The sequence below is a fragment of the Halomonas korlensis genome (genome assembly GCF_900116705.1).
GTDB classification, from domain to species: domain Bacteria; phylum Pseudomonadota; class Gammaproteobacteria; order Pseudomonadales; family Halomonadaceae; genus Halomonas; species Halomonas korlensis.
The window spans coordinates 48,888-63,476 of the sequence record NZ_FPBP01000013.1 but is presented as its reverse complement, the minus strand read 5'-3'; the positions used below and the strand labels follow the sequence as shown (position 1 = coordinate 63,476).

The 14,589-nt window shown below is 63.7% G+C and carries 12 protein-coding genes; all 12 read right to left on the bottom strand.

Going from position 1 to position 14,589, the window contains the following annotated elements; genetic code table 11:
• Nucleotides 1-21: 21 nt before the first annotated feature.
• Complete coding sequence (lpxC, locus tag BM341_RS15785) at nucleotides 22-933, bottom strand: UDP-3-O-acyl-N-acetylglucosamine deacetylase (protein WP_089797069.1); 912 nt, start codon at nucleotides 931-933, stop codon at nucleotides 22-24.
• A gap of 110 nt (nucleotides 934-1,043) precedes the next feature.
• Entirely contained in the window at nucleotides 1,044-2,216 is a 1,173-nt protein-coding gene (gene ftsZ, locus BM341_RS15780; RefSeq protein ID WP_089797027.1) for a cell division protein FtsZ, read from the bottom strand.
• Nucleotides 2,217-2,250: 34 nt separating this feature from the next.
• Nucleotides 2,251-3,540, bottom strand: coding sequence for a cell division protein FtsA (gene ftsA / locus BM341_RS15775; RefSeq protein ID WP_089797026.1), 1,290 nt, complete (start codon nucleotides 3,538-3,540; stop codon nucleotides 2,251-2,253).
• Between the two features lie 199 nt (nucleotides 3,541-3,739).
• Nucleotides 3,740-4,462 carry a cell division protein FtsQ/DivIB gene (locus tag BM341_RS15770; RefSeq protein WP_089797025.1) on the bottom strand — a complete coding sequence of 241 codons (723 nt, stop codon included), beginning with the start codon at nucleotides 4,460-4,462 and terminating at the stop codon, nucleotides 3,740-3,742.
• Entirely contained in the window at nucleotides 4,459-5,391 is a 933-nt protein-coding gene (locus BM341_RS15765; RefSeq protein WP_089797024.1) for a D-alanine--D-alanine ligase, read from the bottom strand. Before BM341_RS15765 ends, BM341_RS15770 begins: the two co-directional genes overlap by 4 nt.
• Complete coding sequence (gene murC, locus BM341_RS15760; protein WP_089797023.1) at nucleotides 5,388-6,845, bottom strand: UDP-N-acetylmuramate--L-alanine ligase; 1,458 nt, start codon at nucleotides 6,843-6,845, stop codon at nucleotides 5,388-5,390. Before murC ends, BM341_RS15765 begins: the two co-directional genes overlap by 4 nt.
• A 13-nt stretch (nucleotides 6,846-6,858) precedes the next feature.
• The gene (gene murG / locus BM341_RS15755) at nucleotides 6,859-7,914 is read right to left on the bottom strand and encodes an undecaprenyldiphospho-muramoylpentapeptide beta-N-acetylglucosaminyltransferase (RefSeq protein WP_425432006.1); all 1,056 of its coding nucleotides are present in this window, start codon (nucleotides 7,912-7,914) and stop codon (nucleotides 6,859-6,861) included.
• 29 nt (nucleotides 7,915-7,943) lie between these two features.
• Entirely contained in the window at nucleotides 7,944-9,185 is a 1,242-nt protein-coding gene (ftsW, locus tag BM341_RS15750) for a putative lipid II flippase FtsW (RefSeq protein WP_089797021.1), read from the bottom strand.
• Complete coding sequence (gene murD, locus BM341_RS15745; RefSeq protein WP_089797020.1) at nucleotides 9,182-10,561, bottom strand: UDP-N-acetylmuramoyl-L-alanine--D-glutamate ligase; 1,380 nt, start codon at nucleotides 10,559-10,561, stop codon at nucleotides 9,182-9,184. The genes ftsW and murD overlap by 4 nt, the downstream gene beginning before the upstream one ends.
• Nucleotides 10,562-10,601: 40 nt before the next feature.
• Nucleotides 10,602-11,684, bottom strand: coding sequence for a phospho-N-acetylmuramoyl-pentapeptide-transferase (mraY, locus tag BM341_RS15740; RefSeq protein ID WP_089797019.1), 1,083 nt, complete (start codon nucleotides 11,682-11,684; stop codon nucleotides 10,602-10,604).
• A gap of 9 nt (nucleotides 11,685-11,693) precedes the next feature.
• Nucleotides 11,694-13,064: a UDP-N-acetylmuramoyl-tripeptide--D-alanyl-D-alanine ligase gene (locus BM341_RS15735; RefSeq protein ID WP_089797018.1), complete on the bottom strand. Its 1,371-nt coding sequence runs from the start codon at nucleotides 13,062-13,064 to the stop codon at nucleotides 11,694-11,696.
• The gene (locus tag BM341_RS15730; protein WP_089797017.1) at nucleotides 13,061-14,569 is read right to left on the bottom strand and encodes a UDP-N-acetylmuramoyl-L-alanyl-D-glutamate--2,6-diaminopimelate ligase; all 1,509 of its coding nucleotides are present in this window, start codon (nucleotides 14,567-14,569) and stop codon (nucleotides 13,061-13,063) included. Before BM341_RS15730 ends, BM341_RS15735 begins: the two co-directional genes overlap by 4 nt.
• Nucleotides 14,570-14,589: the final 20 nt, after the last annotated feature.

The following is a 14,589-nucleotide window of genomic DNA, read 5'->3' as shown; positions in this document are numbered from 1 at the left end:
ATGAATCCAGGGGCTCGGAGGTCAGGCCATGGCCGGCGCCGCATAGGAAATCGGCGCGATATCGGCTTCATTCTCGAAGGTCACCACCTCATAGGCATCAGCCTGTGCCATCAACGCGCGGCACAGCTGATTGTTGAGCGCGTGACCCGACTTAACCCCACGGAACTCGCCAATCAAGCTGAAGCCAAGCTGGTAGAGATCGCCGATGGCATCAAGCACCTTGTGTTTGACGAACTCGTCGTCATAACGAAGGCCGCCCTCGTTCACGATACGATAGTCGTCGACCACGATGGCGTTATCCAGACTCCCACCCAATGCCAGGTTGTTGGAACGCAGGTACTCCAGGTCACGCATGAAGCCGAAGGTTCGCGCCCGCGAGACTTCCTTGACGAAAGACGTTGTGGAGAAGTCGACCATGGCGGTCTGCTTCTGGTTGTGGAAAACCGGGTGATCGAAATCGATGGAGAACGAGACCTTGAAACCGCGATGCGGCAGGAAGGTCGCTTCCTTGTCGCCGTCACGGACAGCAACCTCGCGCTTGATGCGAATAAACTTCTTGGGCGCGTTCTGCTCGCTGATGCCCGCCGACTGGATCAGGAACACGAAGGGGCCTGCACTCCCGTCCATGATCGGCACTTCGGGGGCGCTGACGTCCACATAGGCATTGTCGATACCGAGCCCGGCCAACGCCGACATTAAGTGCTCGACGGTCGCCACCTTCGCCCCGCCCGCCGTCAAGGCAGTACACAAGGTAGTGTCGGTGACATTCTCGGCCCGTGCGGGAATTTCCACTTCGGGATCGAGATCGGTGCGCACGAAGACGATACCGGTATCCACAGGTGCGGGGCGCAAGGAAAGGTAGACCTTCTTGCCGGAATGCAGGCCGACGCCAGTGGCGCGGATGATGTTCTTCAGGGTGCGTTGTCTGATCATGAGCATTAGCCGGGCTATGGTTGATTATCAAACACTGTTCACTATACCACCGAACAGCTGTTTCAACAAAAAACTTTACCCGGCCTCATCAATTGCTCCGATAGACAATCTCAATCAGCCTGGCGACGCAGGAAGGCCGGGATATCCAGGTAATCGTCGAGCTCTTGCGACTTGCGCTTCTCTGGCTGAGGGCGCTGCGCCTCCTGGGATTCGGCACGAGGCGCGGCTGTCTGTGCTCGGCCGACCGCCGGTTGCTGACGCTGACGGTATTCGGCGGCTTCACGGCGCACCGTCTCGCGAGGCGTCGCTTTCTGGCGTGGCTGCTGGTCGTCGAGGCCGGCGGCGACCACGGTGACACGCAGCTCATCGGTCATCTCCATGTCGATGGAGGTGCCCACCACGATGGTGGCATCCTGAGAGGCAAACTCCTGCACCGTCGCACCGACGTCATTGAACTCGCCAATGGAAAGGTCGGGGCCAGCGGTAATGTTGACCAGAATGCCGCGAGCGCCATGCAGGTCGATATCCTCGAGCAACGGGCTCCTGATGGCTTTCTCGGCCGCCTCGCGCGCCCGGTTCTCGCCGGTGGCTCCACCGGTGCCCATCATTGCCATGCCCATCTCGGACATCACCGTGCGCACATCGGCAAAGTCGACGTTGATGATCCCCGGACTGGTGATCAGCTCGGCGATACCCTGAACGGCCCCAAGCAACACATCGTTGGCGGCACTGAAAGCATTAAGCAGGCTGGCATTCTTGCCGAGCACCGACAGCAGCTTCTCGTTGGGAATGGTGATCAGCGAATCAACGTATTCAGATAGCTCCTTCATACCCTCCTCGGCAGCCCGCATACGCTTGGGCCCTTCGAAGGGGAAGGGACGCGTCACCACGGCCACGGTGAGGATGCCCAGCTCCTTGGCCACCTGAGCGACTACGGGCGCACCACCGGTACCGGTGCCACCCCCCATGCCGGCGGTAATGAACACCATGTCAGCTCCGTTGAGCAGCTCGGCAATACGCTCACGATCTTCCATCGCGGCCTGCCGGCCGACTTCCGGGCTGGCGCCGGCGCCCAGTCCCTTGGTGATCTCACTACCGAGTTGCAGGACGGTCTTGGCCGAAACACGCTTGAGCGCCTGAGCATCGGTATTGGCGCAGATGAATTCCACGCCCTCGATGTTGCTTTCGACCATGTGATTGACGGCATTGCCACCACCGCCACCGACACCAATGACCTTGATGACTGCACTGCTTGAGGGTGCGCTATCTACCAGTTCGAACATTTGCCACGTCTCCTGGACCGCCACGGCGGCCCTGTCAGAAATTTCCTTTCAACCAGCCCTTGAGCCTTACCAGCGCCGGAACCCCTTCCCTCGATCCCCCTCGGGAGATCTCTTCTCGTCTCGGTTGCATCGGGATCACGCCGCCTTCTGTCTTTCGCACACGCCCCTGGCGAACTTCCTGCAGAGCGTAATGCAGTAAACCGACTCCAGTCGAATAGATGGGATTACGTACCACGTCGGCCAGTCCGCGGACATTCTGGGGGCAGGCGATGCGTACCGGCATGTGGAAGATCTCTTCGGCAAGCTCGACCACGCCTTCCATTCGCGAGGTCCCACCGGTGAGTACCACCCCCGCCGCGACCAGATCCTCATAACCACTGCGCCGTAATTCATCCCGAATGAGCGTAAAGAGTTCCTCGTAACGAGGCTCGACCACCTCGGCCAGCGACTGCCTGGACAGATCACGTGCTGGCCGGTCGCCGACGCTGGGGACCTTGATCATCTCGTCGCTGGCCGCAAGCTGGGTCAGCGCACAGGCATACTTGACCTTGATCTCCTCAGCATATTGGGTCGGCGTGCGAAGCGCCATGGCGATATCATTGGTGACCTGATCCCCCGCAATGGGTATCACGGCGGTATGCCGGATGGCGCCTTCGGTAAACACGGCGATATCGGTAGTGCCCCCGCCAATATCGACCATGCAGACGCCCAGTTCGCGCTCATCCTCGGTGAGAACTGCGTGGCTCGAAGCCAACTGCTCGAGAATGATGGCATCGACCTCGAGCCCACAACGGCGGACACACTTCTCGATATTCTGCACCGCATTCAGGGCAGCAGTGACCAGATGCACGCGCGCCTCGAGACGCACTCCCGACATGCCCAGTGGCTCGCGAATTCCGCCCTGGGTATCGATCGCGAACTCCTGCGGAAGCACATGCAGCACTCGCTGCCCCTCGGAGATCGCGCGCGCCCTCGCCGAGTCGATCACGCGATCGATATCGGAAGGGGTAACCTCGCGATCCTTGATAGCTACGACACCATCGGAATTCATCGAGCTGATATGACTCCCCGCCACCCCGACATAGACGGAATGGATGTCACAGCCGGCCATCAACTCTGCCTCTTCCACGGCACGCTGAATGGAAAGGACGGTGGATTCGATATTTATCACCACGCCCTTCTTCATGCCGCGCGAAGGATGCGAGCCAATACCGGCTATCTCGATGCCGCCGTCGTCAGTGGGCTGTCCTACGATCGCCACGACCTTGGACGTTCCGATATCCAGCCCGACTACCATATTGGACGCATTGGATGGACCTGCCATGAGTCGGGAAATCTCCTAGAGTCTGTCCCGCAAGAGGGAACCTTAAATAATGAAAAAGTAATGTCTACACCAGTATAAGAACAACTACGGATAATACACCAGTGCTATGCAATAATTAGCGCTCACGATACGGCGATTTTGCCTTAAAAGAAACACCTCAATATCATGCCAGACAGGCGTTAGCGAAAAAGGTCCAGCTTCAACCTTCTTCTAGATTGGCGTCTTGTGCTGTATCGGTTTCTCCATGCCAGGCTACTGCAACCCCATTGGGATAACGCAGGTCAATGTAGCGAATATGCGACGCCTGCGAATCCAACTGTCGCTGCCAGGCGGCAGTCAGTCTAGCCAGACGGGCTTGCCGATCATTACGGCCGAGCATCACCCAGACACTATCATTAAGTTGAAAACGCCACGCGCCTCGAGCTTCAAGACGCAGCTGAGTCACTACCAAGCCGAGTTTATCGAAGCGCTCCATCAAATCGCGATGATAAGCCAGTACCTCTTTACTGCTCCCGCCGGGACCCGCCAGATCGGGGAGTGGTTCAGGAGGAGGCACTTCGCCATAAGCAAAAGGCTCGCCTTGGGCATTAAGCAGGTAATCATCATTCCAGCGTGCCACCGGCTCCTGCTCGACCAGTTCAAAGGTCAGCGCGTCCGGCCATTGTCGGCTGACCCGCACTTCAGACACCCAGCCGATGGCTCTGGCATCTTCCCGCAACTCGTTCAAGCTCACCGAGAGCCAGGTTCGCCCGCGAATCAGCGGTGAAAGCTCATCGCGCAGATAGTCGGCATTGACATGCTGCATCTCGCCACGGATCGACACGCGCTCGACAGGGCGATCGAGCCAGACCCACAGCGCACGCCCCCCTGCCCCCAGCAGGATCGCCAGCAACAGCAGCCCGGCCAGGCCACTCTGTCTCATGTCGGTTCGGGCCTCATGGCTTCGAGGATGCGCACCACGAGATGCTCGAAGTCGATGCCCGCATGCGCCGCGGCCTGCGGCACCAGACTATGGTCAGTCATGCCCGGCGTGGTATTGACCTCGATCAGCCAGAAGCGCCCATCTGCATCACGCATCACATCCACCCGGCCCCAGCCCTCTCCCCCAATAGCGGCGAAGGCCTCGCGGCATAGCGCGCCCAGCTCCGCCTCCTGCTCGGCGGAAAGGCCACAGGGCAGATGATAGCGGGTAGCATTCGAGAGATACTTGGCCTCGTAATCATAAAAGCCGCCGCCAGGCACCTCGACGCGTATCGCCGGTAACACCTCATCGCCCAGCAGCGACACCGTATACTCCTCACCGACAACGAAGCGTTCCGCCATCACCCGCGCATCGAAGCGCGCCGCCTCCCGATAGGCGCGCTCCAGCGCGTCGCGGCTGTCAACGATGCTGATCCCCAGCGTCGAGCCCTCATGAACCGGCTTGACGATCAGGGGCAGGCCGAGCCGCTCCACCACTGCCGTCCAATCGGCATCCTGCCCGAGCATCTCGGCCTCGGGCGTCGGCAACCCCAGCGCCTGCCACACCAGCTTGGTGCGCTGCTTGTCCATCCCCAGTGCCGAGGCCAGCACCCCGCTACCGGTATAGGGAATCCCCAGCAGTTCCAGCGCCCCCTGCAAGGTGCCATCCTCACCACCCCTGCCGTGCAGAGCGATGAACACGCAATCTGGTACCAGGGCCTCGAGCCCTGCAAGCCCGCCCTCGGCAGGATCGAAGCCGATCGCCTCGACTCCGGCCCGCTGCAGGGCGGAGAGCACTGCCTTACCACTCTTGAGCGACACGTCCCGTTCCGCCGACTCACCGCCGTAGACCACCACCACACGGCCCAACGCAAGACTCGCTGTGCTCACAACGTCACCTCATCGAGTTTCAGTGCTGACTCGGCCAGGCGAAGCGCGATACCGCCGACATCACCGGCACCCTGGGTGATCAGGATATCGTCGGGGCGCAGCACGCGAGCCAGTAGCCCTGGCAACTCGCCTTTCTCCTGGACGAAGATCGGGTCGACCGCACCCCGCTGGCGAATCGATCCTGCCAGCGTGCGTCCGTCAGCGCCGGGGATCGGCGTTTCCCCGGCGCTGTAGACGTCCAAAAGAAGCAGCGTATCGACCTCAGCCAGCACCCGCACGAAATCCTCGTAGAGATCGCGGGTGCGCGAATAGCGATGGGGCTGATAGACCATCACCAGTCGGCGCTCTGGCCAGCCCGCCCGCACCGCGCGTATCACCATCTCGACCTCGCGCGGATGATGCCCGTAATCGTCCACCAGCATGATCTCTCCACCGCCCGTGGGGCTTGGGAACTGACCATGGACCTGGAAGCGCCGCCCAACCCCTTCGAAGCTCGCCAGGCCGCGCAGGATGGCCTCGTCACCGACCCCCGCATCGGTGGCCACGACGATGGCCGCCAGGGCGTTCAAGGCATTGTGCCGGCCGGGCATCGACAAGCGAATCGCCAGAGGCGCCAGCCCATCAGGGCGCCGGACGGTGAAGCGCACCTCGCCCTGTTCCTGCTCGAAGTCCTCGATGTGGTAATCGGCATCCTCGCTGAACCCATAGGTGACGAACTGGCGGTGCACCTGGTCGAGTAGCCCGCGCACATTGGCATCATCGAGGCAGAGAATCGCCAGGCCGTAGAACGGCAGATTGTGCAGGAATTCGATGAAGGTGCTCTTGAGCTTCTCGAAATCCCCGCCATAGGTCGCCATATGGTCGGCATCGATATTGGTGACGATCGACACCATCGGCTGCAGGTGCAGGAAGGAGGCATCGGACTCATCGGCCTCGGCGACCAGGTAATCGCCTTCGCCGAGACGTGCATTGGTGCCGGCACTGGTCAGCCTGCCGCCGATGACGAACGTGGGGTCCAGGCCTCCCTCGCCCAATAGCGTCGCGGTCAGGCTGGTAGTTGTGGTCTTGCCGTGGGTGCCGGCCACGGCGATGCCATGGCGAAAGCGCATCAACTCGGCGAGCATCTCGGCGCGTCGCACGACCGGCACCCGGTGCTCATGGGCCCAGCGGATCTCGGGATTAGTCTCGTCGACAGCGGTGGACACTACCACCACGTCGGCACCGGCCACGTGATCGGCATGATGACCGACCGCCACGCGGATATCGCAACTGCGCAGGCGAGTTACGACCGGGGATTCCCGCAGATCGCTACCGCTGACGGCATAGCCCTGGTTGGCCAGTACCTCAGCGATGCCGCACATCCCGGCACCGCCAATGCCGACGAAATGAATCTGCCGGATGCGGCGCATGCCGAGGCCTCGGCCGTGACCCGGAAAGGGGGTAGGACCGGCCATCGGCCCTGCTGTGCTATCGCTCAAAACCTATCTCCATGCAACCGGCTACCAGGCGCTCGATGGAATTGAGCTCGGCACAGGCCCGCGCCCGTGTCGCCATGGCAGCGAGAATATCGGGGTCCAGCAATGTCGCCAGCTGATCAACCAGCGACACGGCGGTAAGTTCGTCCTGGGGGATCAAGCGGGCAGCGCCCTGATTGACCAGTGCCTGCGCATTGGCGGTCTGGTGGTCATCGACGGCATGGGGAAACGGCACGAAGAGCGCCGGTTTCGCCGCGGCCGCGAGCTCCGCCACGGTAAGGGCCCCGGCCCGACAGACTACCAGATCGGCCCAGGCATAGGCCGCTCCCATGTCGTCGATGAAGGCGCTGACCTCAGCGTCGACGCCACTTTCGTGATAAGCCTCGCGAGTCGCGCCGTCCTTGTCGCGTCCAGCCTGATGTCGGACTTCGGGACGCTCGGCCTCGGCAAGACGAGCCAGGGCCTCGGGCAGACGCTCGTTGAGGGCCTGAGCACCCAGCGATCCCCCCAGCACCAGCAGTCTCAAGGAACGCGCCTGCATGTCAACGGCGCCCCTGGGGCGCTCTCCCAGGACCGCGATATCATCGCGCACCGGGTTGCCGACCACCTCGGCGTGGCCGGCAAACGCCTGGGGAAAGGCAGCATAGACGCGTGTGGCGAGACGCGCCAAGGCGCGATTGGTCATCCCCGCCACGGCGTTCTGTTCATGAATCATCAAGGGGCGTCTCGATAACCACGCCGCCAAGCCACCCGGGCCACTCGCAAAGCCGCCCAGGCCCACTACCAACTGGGGATCAAACCGGCGAAGAATGCGCCAGGCCTGCCATACCGCCCGCGTCAGATTGAGCGGTGCCAGCAGCCAGCCCGCCAGGCCGTTGCCGCGCAGACCTGCCACGGCAATCCGATGCAGCGCAATGCCCGCCTCGGGCACCAGGCGATTCTCGATACCACGCGGACTGCCCAGCCACTCGACTTCGACGCCTTGGGCTTCCAACCCTCGGGCGAGCGACAGCGCCGGGATCACATGTCCCCCGGTGCCGCCGGCCATGATCAGCACACGCCGCTGCGTTTGCTTGCTCACTGCGTCATTCCTTCTTGCAGGGCGCGTTTTTGCCGGGGGCGCGGCGGCGTAACATCGCCAACGGCTTGCCTGGGCGCCGCGGAACGCTTGCGCCGCAGTGCCCGACGCGTCTCGATATCCGCCCGCAGCACCAGCGCCATCATAAGCGCACTGACCACCAGGCTCGAGCCGCCGTAGCTGAGCAGTGGCAGCGTCAGCCCCTTGGTCGGCAACATGCCGGTGCTGACGGCGATATTGATGAAGGCCTGGGCGCCGATGATCAGCGCAATGCCGTAGCTCAAGAAGGCGGCGAAAGGCAGGCGCGCCAGTTCGGCACGCCGCCCTACTGCCATTGCCCGCCAGATCAACAACGCAAACAGTCCGATCACCGCAATGGCGCCGAACAGGCCCAATTCTTCGGCGAGCACGGCGAATACGAAATCCGTATGTGCTTCGGGCAGATAGAACAACTTCTGCACACTATTACCGAGCCCCATGCCCAGCCAGTGTCCGCGCCCGTAGGCAATCAATGCCTGGGTCAGTTGATAACCACTGGCGAACTGATCGGCCCACGGATCGGCAAAACTGGTCAATCGTGCCATCCGGTAAGGCTCGGCGATGGCAAGCAGCACGGCCCCCCCGGCGACCAGAACCAGCAGCAGCACGAAGCGCCCCCAGGGCGCGCCGGCCATCAGCAGCATACCCATCACGCAGCCGGTCATGACTACCACGGCGCCATAGTCCGGCTCGAGAATCAACAGCACGGCGATCACGGCCATCACCATCAGCGGCCGCAGGAATGCCCCCCACTGCTGACGCACCTGAGGCAGGAAACGCTCCAGATAGCCGGCCAAGTACGCGATCAGACAGAGCTTGGCCACCTCAGAAGCCTGGAGGTTGAAGGGGATACCGGGAATCGACAGCCAACGCCGGCTACCGTTGACTTCCCGACCGACCAGCAGAACCAGGACCAGCAAGCCGATTCCTACCAGCAGCAGCAAGGGGCCATTGGCCTTCCACCAGGCCAGCGGCACGCGCAGCGCCAGACCCGCCAGGACCACGGCACCGACAAGGAAGATGCCGTGACGAATCGAGAAATAATAGGGATTGCCGGTGAGGCTCGATGCCACCTCGGTAGAGGCCGAGGTGACCATGACCCAGCCGACCAGCATCAGCGACAGGGTCGCCACCAGCAACCAGCCATCGAAGGGCTGATCGGCGGTGGAAAGACGACGGCGCCAGCGTTCCAGTCGGTTCATGGTTGACTCTCTGATGCTAGACGGTGGGCGAAGCGGCGAAACGCCTCGCCCCGCGCCTGATAATTGGCGAACTGGTCGAGACTGGCGCAGGCAGGCGACAGCAGCACGCAGTCTCCCGGCCTGGCGACCTCGACGGCCCGTGCCATGGCCGCTTCCAGATGGTCGACCCGGCTCAGCGGCACTTGCCCGTCGAGAGCCGAGGCAAGCTTCCCGGCGTCTTCGCCGAAGAGTATCGCCTCGCGGCCGAAGCGGGCCAGTGGCTCTGCCAGCGGAGCGAAATCGGCTCCCTTGCCCACTCCCCCAGCGAGCAGGACCAGCCGCCCCTCGAGCGTGGGGCCCAGCCCCTCGATGGCGGCAAGCGTGGCGCCGACATTGGTGCCCTTGGAATCATTGATCCAGCGCACACCATTCACCTCCGCAATCAGCTCTCCCCGATGGGGCAGCCCGGCAAAGCGTCGCAACACCGCGCACATGGCGGCCATCGGCAAACGCAGTCGATGGCCGACGGCCAGCGCCGCCAGGGCGTTGGCCTGGTTGTGGCGTCCGGGCAGGCGTACGTCGGCCGCCGGCATCAGCGGCTTGTCGCCATGCAGCAGCCAATCTCTGTCCTGGTGGCGGCCGATACCCCATTCGTCGCCCTGCGGCGTGCGAGTCGTGAATGCGTCCTGATCGGCAAGGCGCGCGGATGGCCAGGTCATCGGGTCCTCGGCATTGACGACGGCATGGCGAGCTCCGCGGAAGATGGGCAGCTTGGCGGCCCGGTAGCCGGCCATGTTGCCATGGCGATCCAGATGGTCGGCACTTAGGTTGAGAAAGACCGCACTCTCGGCACCCAGCCACGGCGTCATCTCGAGTTGGAAGCTGGAAAGTTCGATCACGTAGAGTTCGGCATCGGGCTCATCGACCAGCAGATCCAGGGCCGGCGTGCCCAGATTTCCGCCCACGGCAACCCGGTGCCCGGCCTCACGGGCCATGTCGCCGATCAGTGTGGTCACGGTCGACTTGGCATTGGAACCGGTAATCGCAACGATGGGCGCCCGGCAGGCACGCACGAAGAGTGCCATCTCGCCCACCAGCCGAGGCTGCCCTGTCGCGGCTCGCGTATCGCCGGCAAGCGGCGCCAGCCCGGCACTTCTAGGGTCTACGCCGGGGCTTAGGATCACTTCCTCAGCCTCGGAAAGGTCCAGCGTCGTCAGTGGGCCGATGTGGATCTCGATATCCGGATGGGCAATGCGAAAGTCCTCCAGGCCGGGAGGGGCAGTTCGGGTGTCCGCGACCATATAGCGGGCACCCTGCCGGCTCAGGTGGCGACAGATCGCGCGACCCGATACTCCCAGCCCGACCACCAGGCTGACGCCCTTGGGCACCTTGGGCATGATGTGCTCCTTGCCGATGGCATGACAGCGTCGCCGCTTTTCAGCGAACCTTCAGGGTGGCCAGGCCGACCAGCACCAACACCACGGTGATGATCCAGAACCGCACGATAACGCGCGGCTCCGGCCAGCCCTTGAGCTCGTAATGATGGTGCAAGGGAGCCATGCGAAAGATGCGGCGCCCGGTGAGCTTGTAGGAGCCAACCTGCAGGATCACCGAGACGGTCTCCATGACGAAGATACCGCCCATGATGAACAGCACGATCTCCTGACGCACGATCACCGCTACCACGCCCAGCGCGGCGCCCAGGGCCAGGGCCCCGACGTCGCCCATGAACACCTGGGCGGGATAGGTATTGAACCAGAGAAAGCCCAGCCCGGCGCCGGCGATGGTGGCGCAGAAGACCGCCAACTCGCCGGCGCCGGGAATCATGGGAATCTGCAGGTAGTCGGCAAACACGACGTTGCCGCTGGCATAAGCGAAGATCGCCAGGCCCATCGCCACCAGCACGGTGGGCATGATCGCCAGACCATCGAGTCCATCGGTGAGATTGACCGCGTTGGAGCTGCCGACGATCACCAGGTACGTCAGCACGATATAGAAGACGCCCAGCGGCATGACGAAATCCTTGAACAACGGCACGATCAGGCTGGTTTCCACCGGGGAAGCGGCGGTGACATAGAGCACGATCGCCGCCGACAGGCCAATGACCGATTGCCAGAAGTATTTCCAGCGTGCCGGCAGGCCCCGCGGGTTCTTCTCCACCACCTTGCGATAGTCATCCACCCAGCCGATGGCCCCGAACCCCAGGGTGACCGCCAAGACGATCCATACATAATGGTTGTCGAGGTCCCCCCACAGCAGGGTACTTACGGCGATCGCCATCAGGATCATCGCACCGCCCATGGTCGGCGTCCCCGCTTTCGAGAGGTGTGACTGGGGTCCATCGTCACGCACGGCCTGGCCGATCTGTCGCTCGACCAGTCGGCGAATCATGACCGGACCGAGCCACAGGCAGAGCACCAGGGCCGTGAGCGTGCCCAGGATCATGCGCAGGGTCAGATAGTTGAACACATTAAAGGCGCTGAAAAATTGCGCCAGAAAATCAGCCAGATAAAGCAGCATGTATCGCGTTCACCTTGGTGCATCCGGGCGCAGGGCGGCAATCACATGTTCCATGCCGGCACTGCGTGATCCCTTGACCAGCACGCTGGCCCCGAATGGCAGATGGTTGAGGACGTGGCGCATCAGCGTCACCCGGTCGTCGAAATGGCACCCGCCTTCACCGAAGGCCTGGCTTGCCGGTCGTGCCGACTCACCCAGCGTGCCTAGGAACTCGACGCCCCGCTCCCGTGCATGTCGCCCGATGTCGGCATGCAGCCGCTCGGACGCCTCCCCCAGTTCGCCCATGGCGCCGAGCAGGCACCAGTGGGGCCCGGGCAGCGTGACCAACAGGTCGAGCGCCGCCTTGACCGCGCCGGGGTTGGCATTATAGGTATCGTCCAAGAGCCGCGTGCCCTTCACGCCCTCGGCAACACTGAGACGCCCCGCCATGGGCGAAACATCTCCCAGTCCAACGAGCACGTCCGCCGGGGCCAGGCCCAGCGCCAGCGCCGCCGCTGTCGCCGCCAGGGCGTTGGACACGTTATGACGCCCCAACAGGCCAAGCTGCACACGGCCCACTTCCTGGCCATCCACGACAAGCGTGAAAGCATAGCGCCCGAAAACATCACAGACCAGCGCCCGTGCATGAACGCGGGCCTGCGGGAGGTCGATGGCGAAGTCGAGCACCTCGCGGGGTGCGGCAAGCGCCGCCCAGGTGGCGAAGTAGTCATCGTCGCGGTTAAGCACCGCGATTCCCTCGGCGGACAAGCCGGCCAGGATCTCCGCCTTGGCCTGGGCGATACGGCCCATGCCGCCGAACTCGCCCACGTGCGCCCCGGTGACATTGGTGATGACGGCGACTTGTGGCTCGGCCAGCGAAGTGGTCCAGGCGATCTCGCCGAGATGGTTGGCCCCCAGTTCGACGACGGCCTGCCGGTGGTGGGGTTCCAGGCCGAGCAGCGTCAACGGCGCGCCAATATCGTTGTTGAGATTGCCCTGGGTGGCAAGCGTCGAGCCGTGGCGGCCCAGCAAGGCGGCGAGCAACTCCTTGACCGTGGTCTTGCCACTGTTGCCGGTCACGGCGACCAAGGGCCCGTCCCAGGCCCGACGCCGCGCCCGCCCCAGCAGCCCGAGCGCCAATCGAGTGTCCGCCACCTGAATCTGCGCTAGCGGATCGGCCACCGGACGTTCGACCAGCGCCGCCACGGCCCCGGCGTCTCGCGCCTTGTCGAGAAAGTCATGGGCATCGAAGCGCTCGCCGCGCAAGGCCACGAACAGGCTACCCGGGACCAGTTGCCGGGAGTCGGTGACGATCGCCGTGACCGCCGCGTCGATGTCCGGGCTCGCTACGCCAAGCGCCGAGGCGATGTCACCGAGGGTCTGCAGCCCCATTGCACTCATCGCCCTGGTCTCCCGCTGCGTGCCGACAGAGCGTTTACAGCCTCGACACGATCCGAGAAGTCGTGACGCACCCCCGCGATCTCCTGACAGGTCTCATGGCCCTTGCCGGCGATGAGCACGACATCCTCGGCCGAGGCATCACCCAGCACGCGGGCAAGCGCATGGCCACGGTCGCCCAGGTTCCAGGCGGCTTCTCGTGCCTCACGCGAAAGCCCCGTGAGAATCTGCTCGCGGATGCTTGCCGGAGCTTCGCTGCGCGGGTTGTCGTCGGTCACCACGATGATATCGGCCTGACGCTCGGCGGCCGCGCCCATCAACGCTCGCTTGCCGGTATCGCGATCGCCGCCGCAGCCGAACACGCACCACAACTGCCCCTCGCCCGGCAGATGCGCGCGCAGCGCCGCCAAGGCGTTGTCCAGCGCGTCCGGCGTATGGGCGTAGTCAATGACCACCGTCGGACACCCAGGCGTTACCAGCGCCTCCATACGACCGGGCACGGACGCAAGGCCGGACGCGGCGGTGAACAGCGCCTCGAGCGGATGGCCGAGACCATAGAGGACGGCGATCGCCAGCAGCACATTGTCGAGCGTGAAGCGGCCCATCAGCGCGAGTTCGATCACCCGCTCGCCCTCGGGCGTCGCGACCAGGGCGCGCTGTCCCTGTGCGTGAGGTACCCAGTCGACCACCCGCAGTGTCGTGGCCTCCTGTTCACCGACCGCCAGCACCCTGACGCCAGGCGCCAGGCCGGCCAGCATCAGCCTCGCCAGAGGGTCGTCACCATTGACCACGGCGAGCTCAAGCTCGGGGCGCCGGAACAATCGTGCCTTGGCCGCGGCGTAGCCTGCCATGCTGCCATGGTAGTCCAGGTGGTCACGGCTGAGATTGGTGAACACGGCGGCACGGATTCGGCAGCCGTCGAGCCGCGCCTGTTCGAGCGCATGCGACGAGACTTCCATCGCGACCCGCGTCATCTTCGCTGCTGCCAGTTCGCCCAGGGCCGCCTGAAGCGACAGCGGCCCGGGCGTGGTCAGGCCGGTATCGTGTAAACTGCCGGCACGCCCCTGTCCCAGGGTGCCGATCAGGCCGGTCGGGACGCCAAGGGCCTCGCTCAACGCCGCCAGATAATGCGTTACCGAGCTCTTGCCATTGGTGCCGGTGACGCCAATGACCTCCAGGTCGTCGGGCACGGCGAAGCATTCTTGACCCAGCGGCCCCAGCGTCTCCTTGAGGCCTGTCAGCCACAGCACCCGCGGGTCAGCATGACGCTGCTGCCCGTCCTGATGGGCCAGCACCAGCGAGGCACCGGAGGCCAGCGCGTCATCGATGAAATGGCGACCGTCGGCCGCGACGCCTGGCACTGCTACGAACACATCGCCACGGGCCAGCCGCCGGCTGTCCACTTGCAGCCGGCATACCTCCGGCAGCGACAATGCCGCCAGCGCCGGGCGACTTTCGGGCCAATGCCTGAACAGGCTGGCTTCAAGCCGAGCGTAGGCTAGCTCCATCCCGTCACCTCGGTCTGACT

What these genes read in the sequence shown, in the direction of transcription:
- lpxC (WP_089797069.1), bottom strand. Translation starts at nt 933, where the DNA reads ATGATCAGACAACGCACCCTGAAGAACATCATCCGCGCCACTGGCGTC.
- ftsZ (WP_089797027.1), bottom strand. Translation starts at nt 2,216, where the DNA reads ATGTTCGAACTGGTAGATAGCGCACCCTCAAGCAGTGCAGTCATCAAG.
- ftsA (WP_089797026.1), bottom strand. Translation starts at nt 3,540, where the DNA reads ATGGCAGGTCCATCCAATGCGTCCAATATGGTAGTCGGGCTGGATATC.
- BM341_RS15770 (WP_089797025.1), bottom strand. Translation starts at nt 4,462, where the DNA reads ATGAGACAGAGTGGCCTGGCCGGGCTGCTGTTGCTGGCGATCCTGCTG.
- murC (WP_089797023.1), bottom strand. Translation starts at nt 6,845, where the DNA reads ATGGCCGGTCCTACCCCCTTTCCGGGTCACGGCCGAGGCCTCGGCATG.
- murG (WP_425432006.1), bottom strand. Translation starts at nt 7,914, where the DNA reads ATGGCCGGCGGCACCGGGGGACATGTGATCCCGGCGCTGTCGCTCGCC.
- ftsW (WP_089797021.1), bottom strand. Translation starts at nt 9,185, where the DNA reads ATGAACCGACTGGAACGCTGGCGCCGTCGTCTTTCCACCGCCGATCAG.
- murD (WP_089797020.1), bottom strand. Translation starts at nt 10,561, where the DNA reads ATGCCCAAGGTGCCCAAGGGCGTCAGCCTGGTGGTCGGGCTGGGAGTA.
- mraY (WP_089797019.1), bottom strand. Translation starts at nt 11,684, where the DNA reads ATGCTGCTTTATCTGGCTGATTTTCTGGCGCAATTTTTCAGCGCCTTT.
- BM341_RS15735 (WP_089797018.1), bottom strand. Translation starts at nt 13,064, where the DNA reads ATGAGTGCAATGGGGCTGCAGACCCTCGGTGACATCGCCTCGGCGCTT.
- BM341_RS15730 (WP_089797017.1), bottom strand. Translation starts at nt 14,569, where the DNA reads ATGGAGCTAGCCTACGCTCGGCTTGAAGCCAGCCTGTTCAGGCATTGG.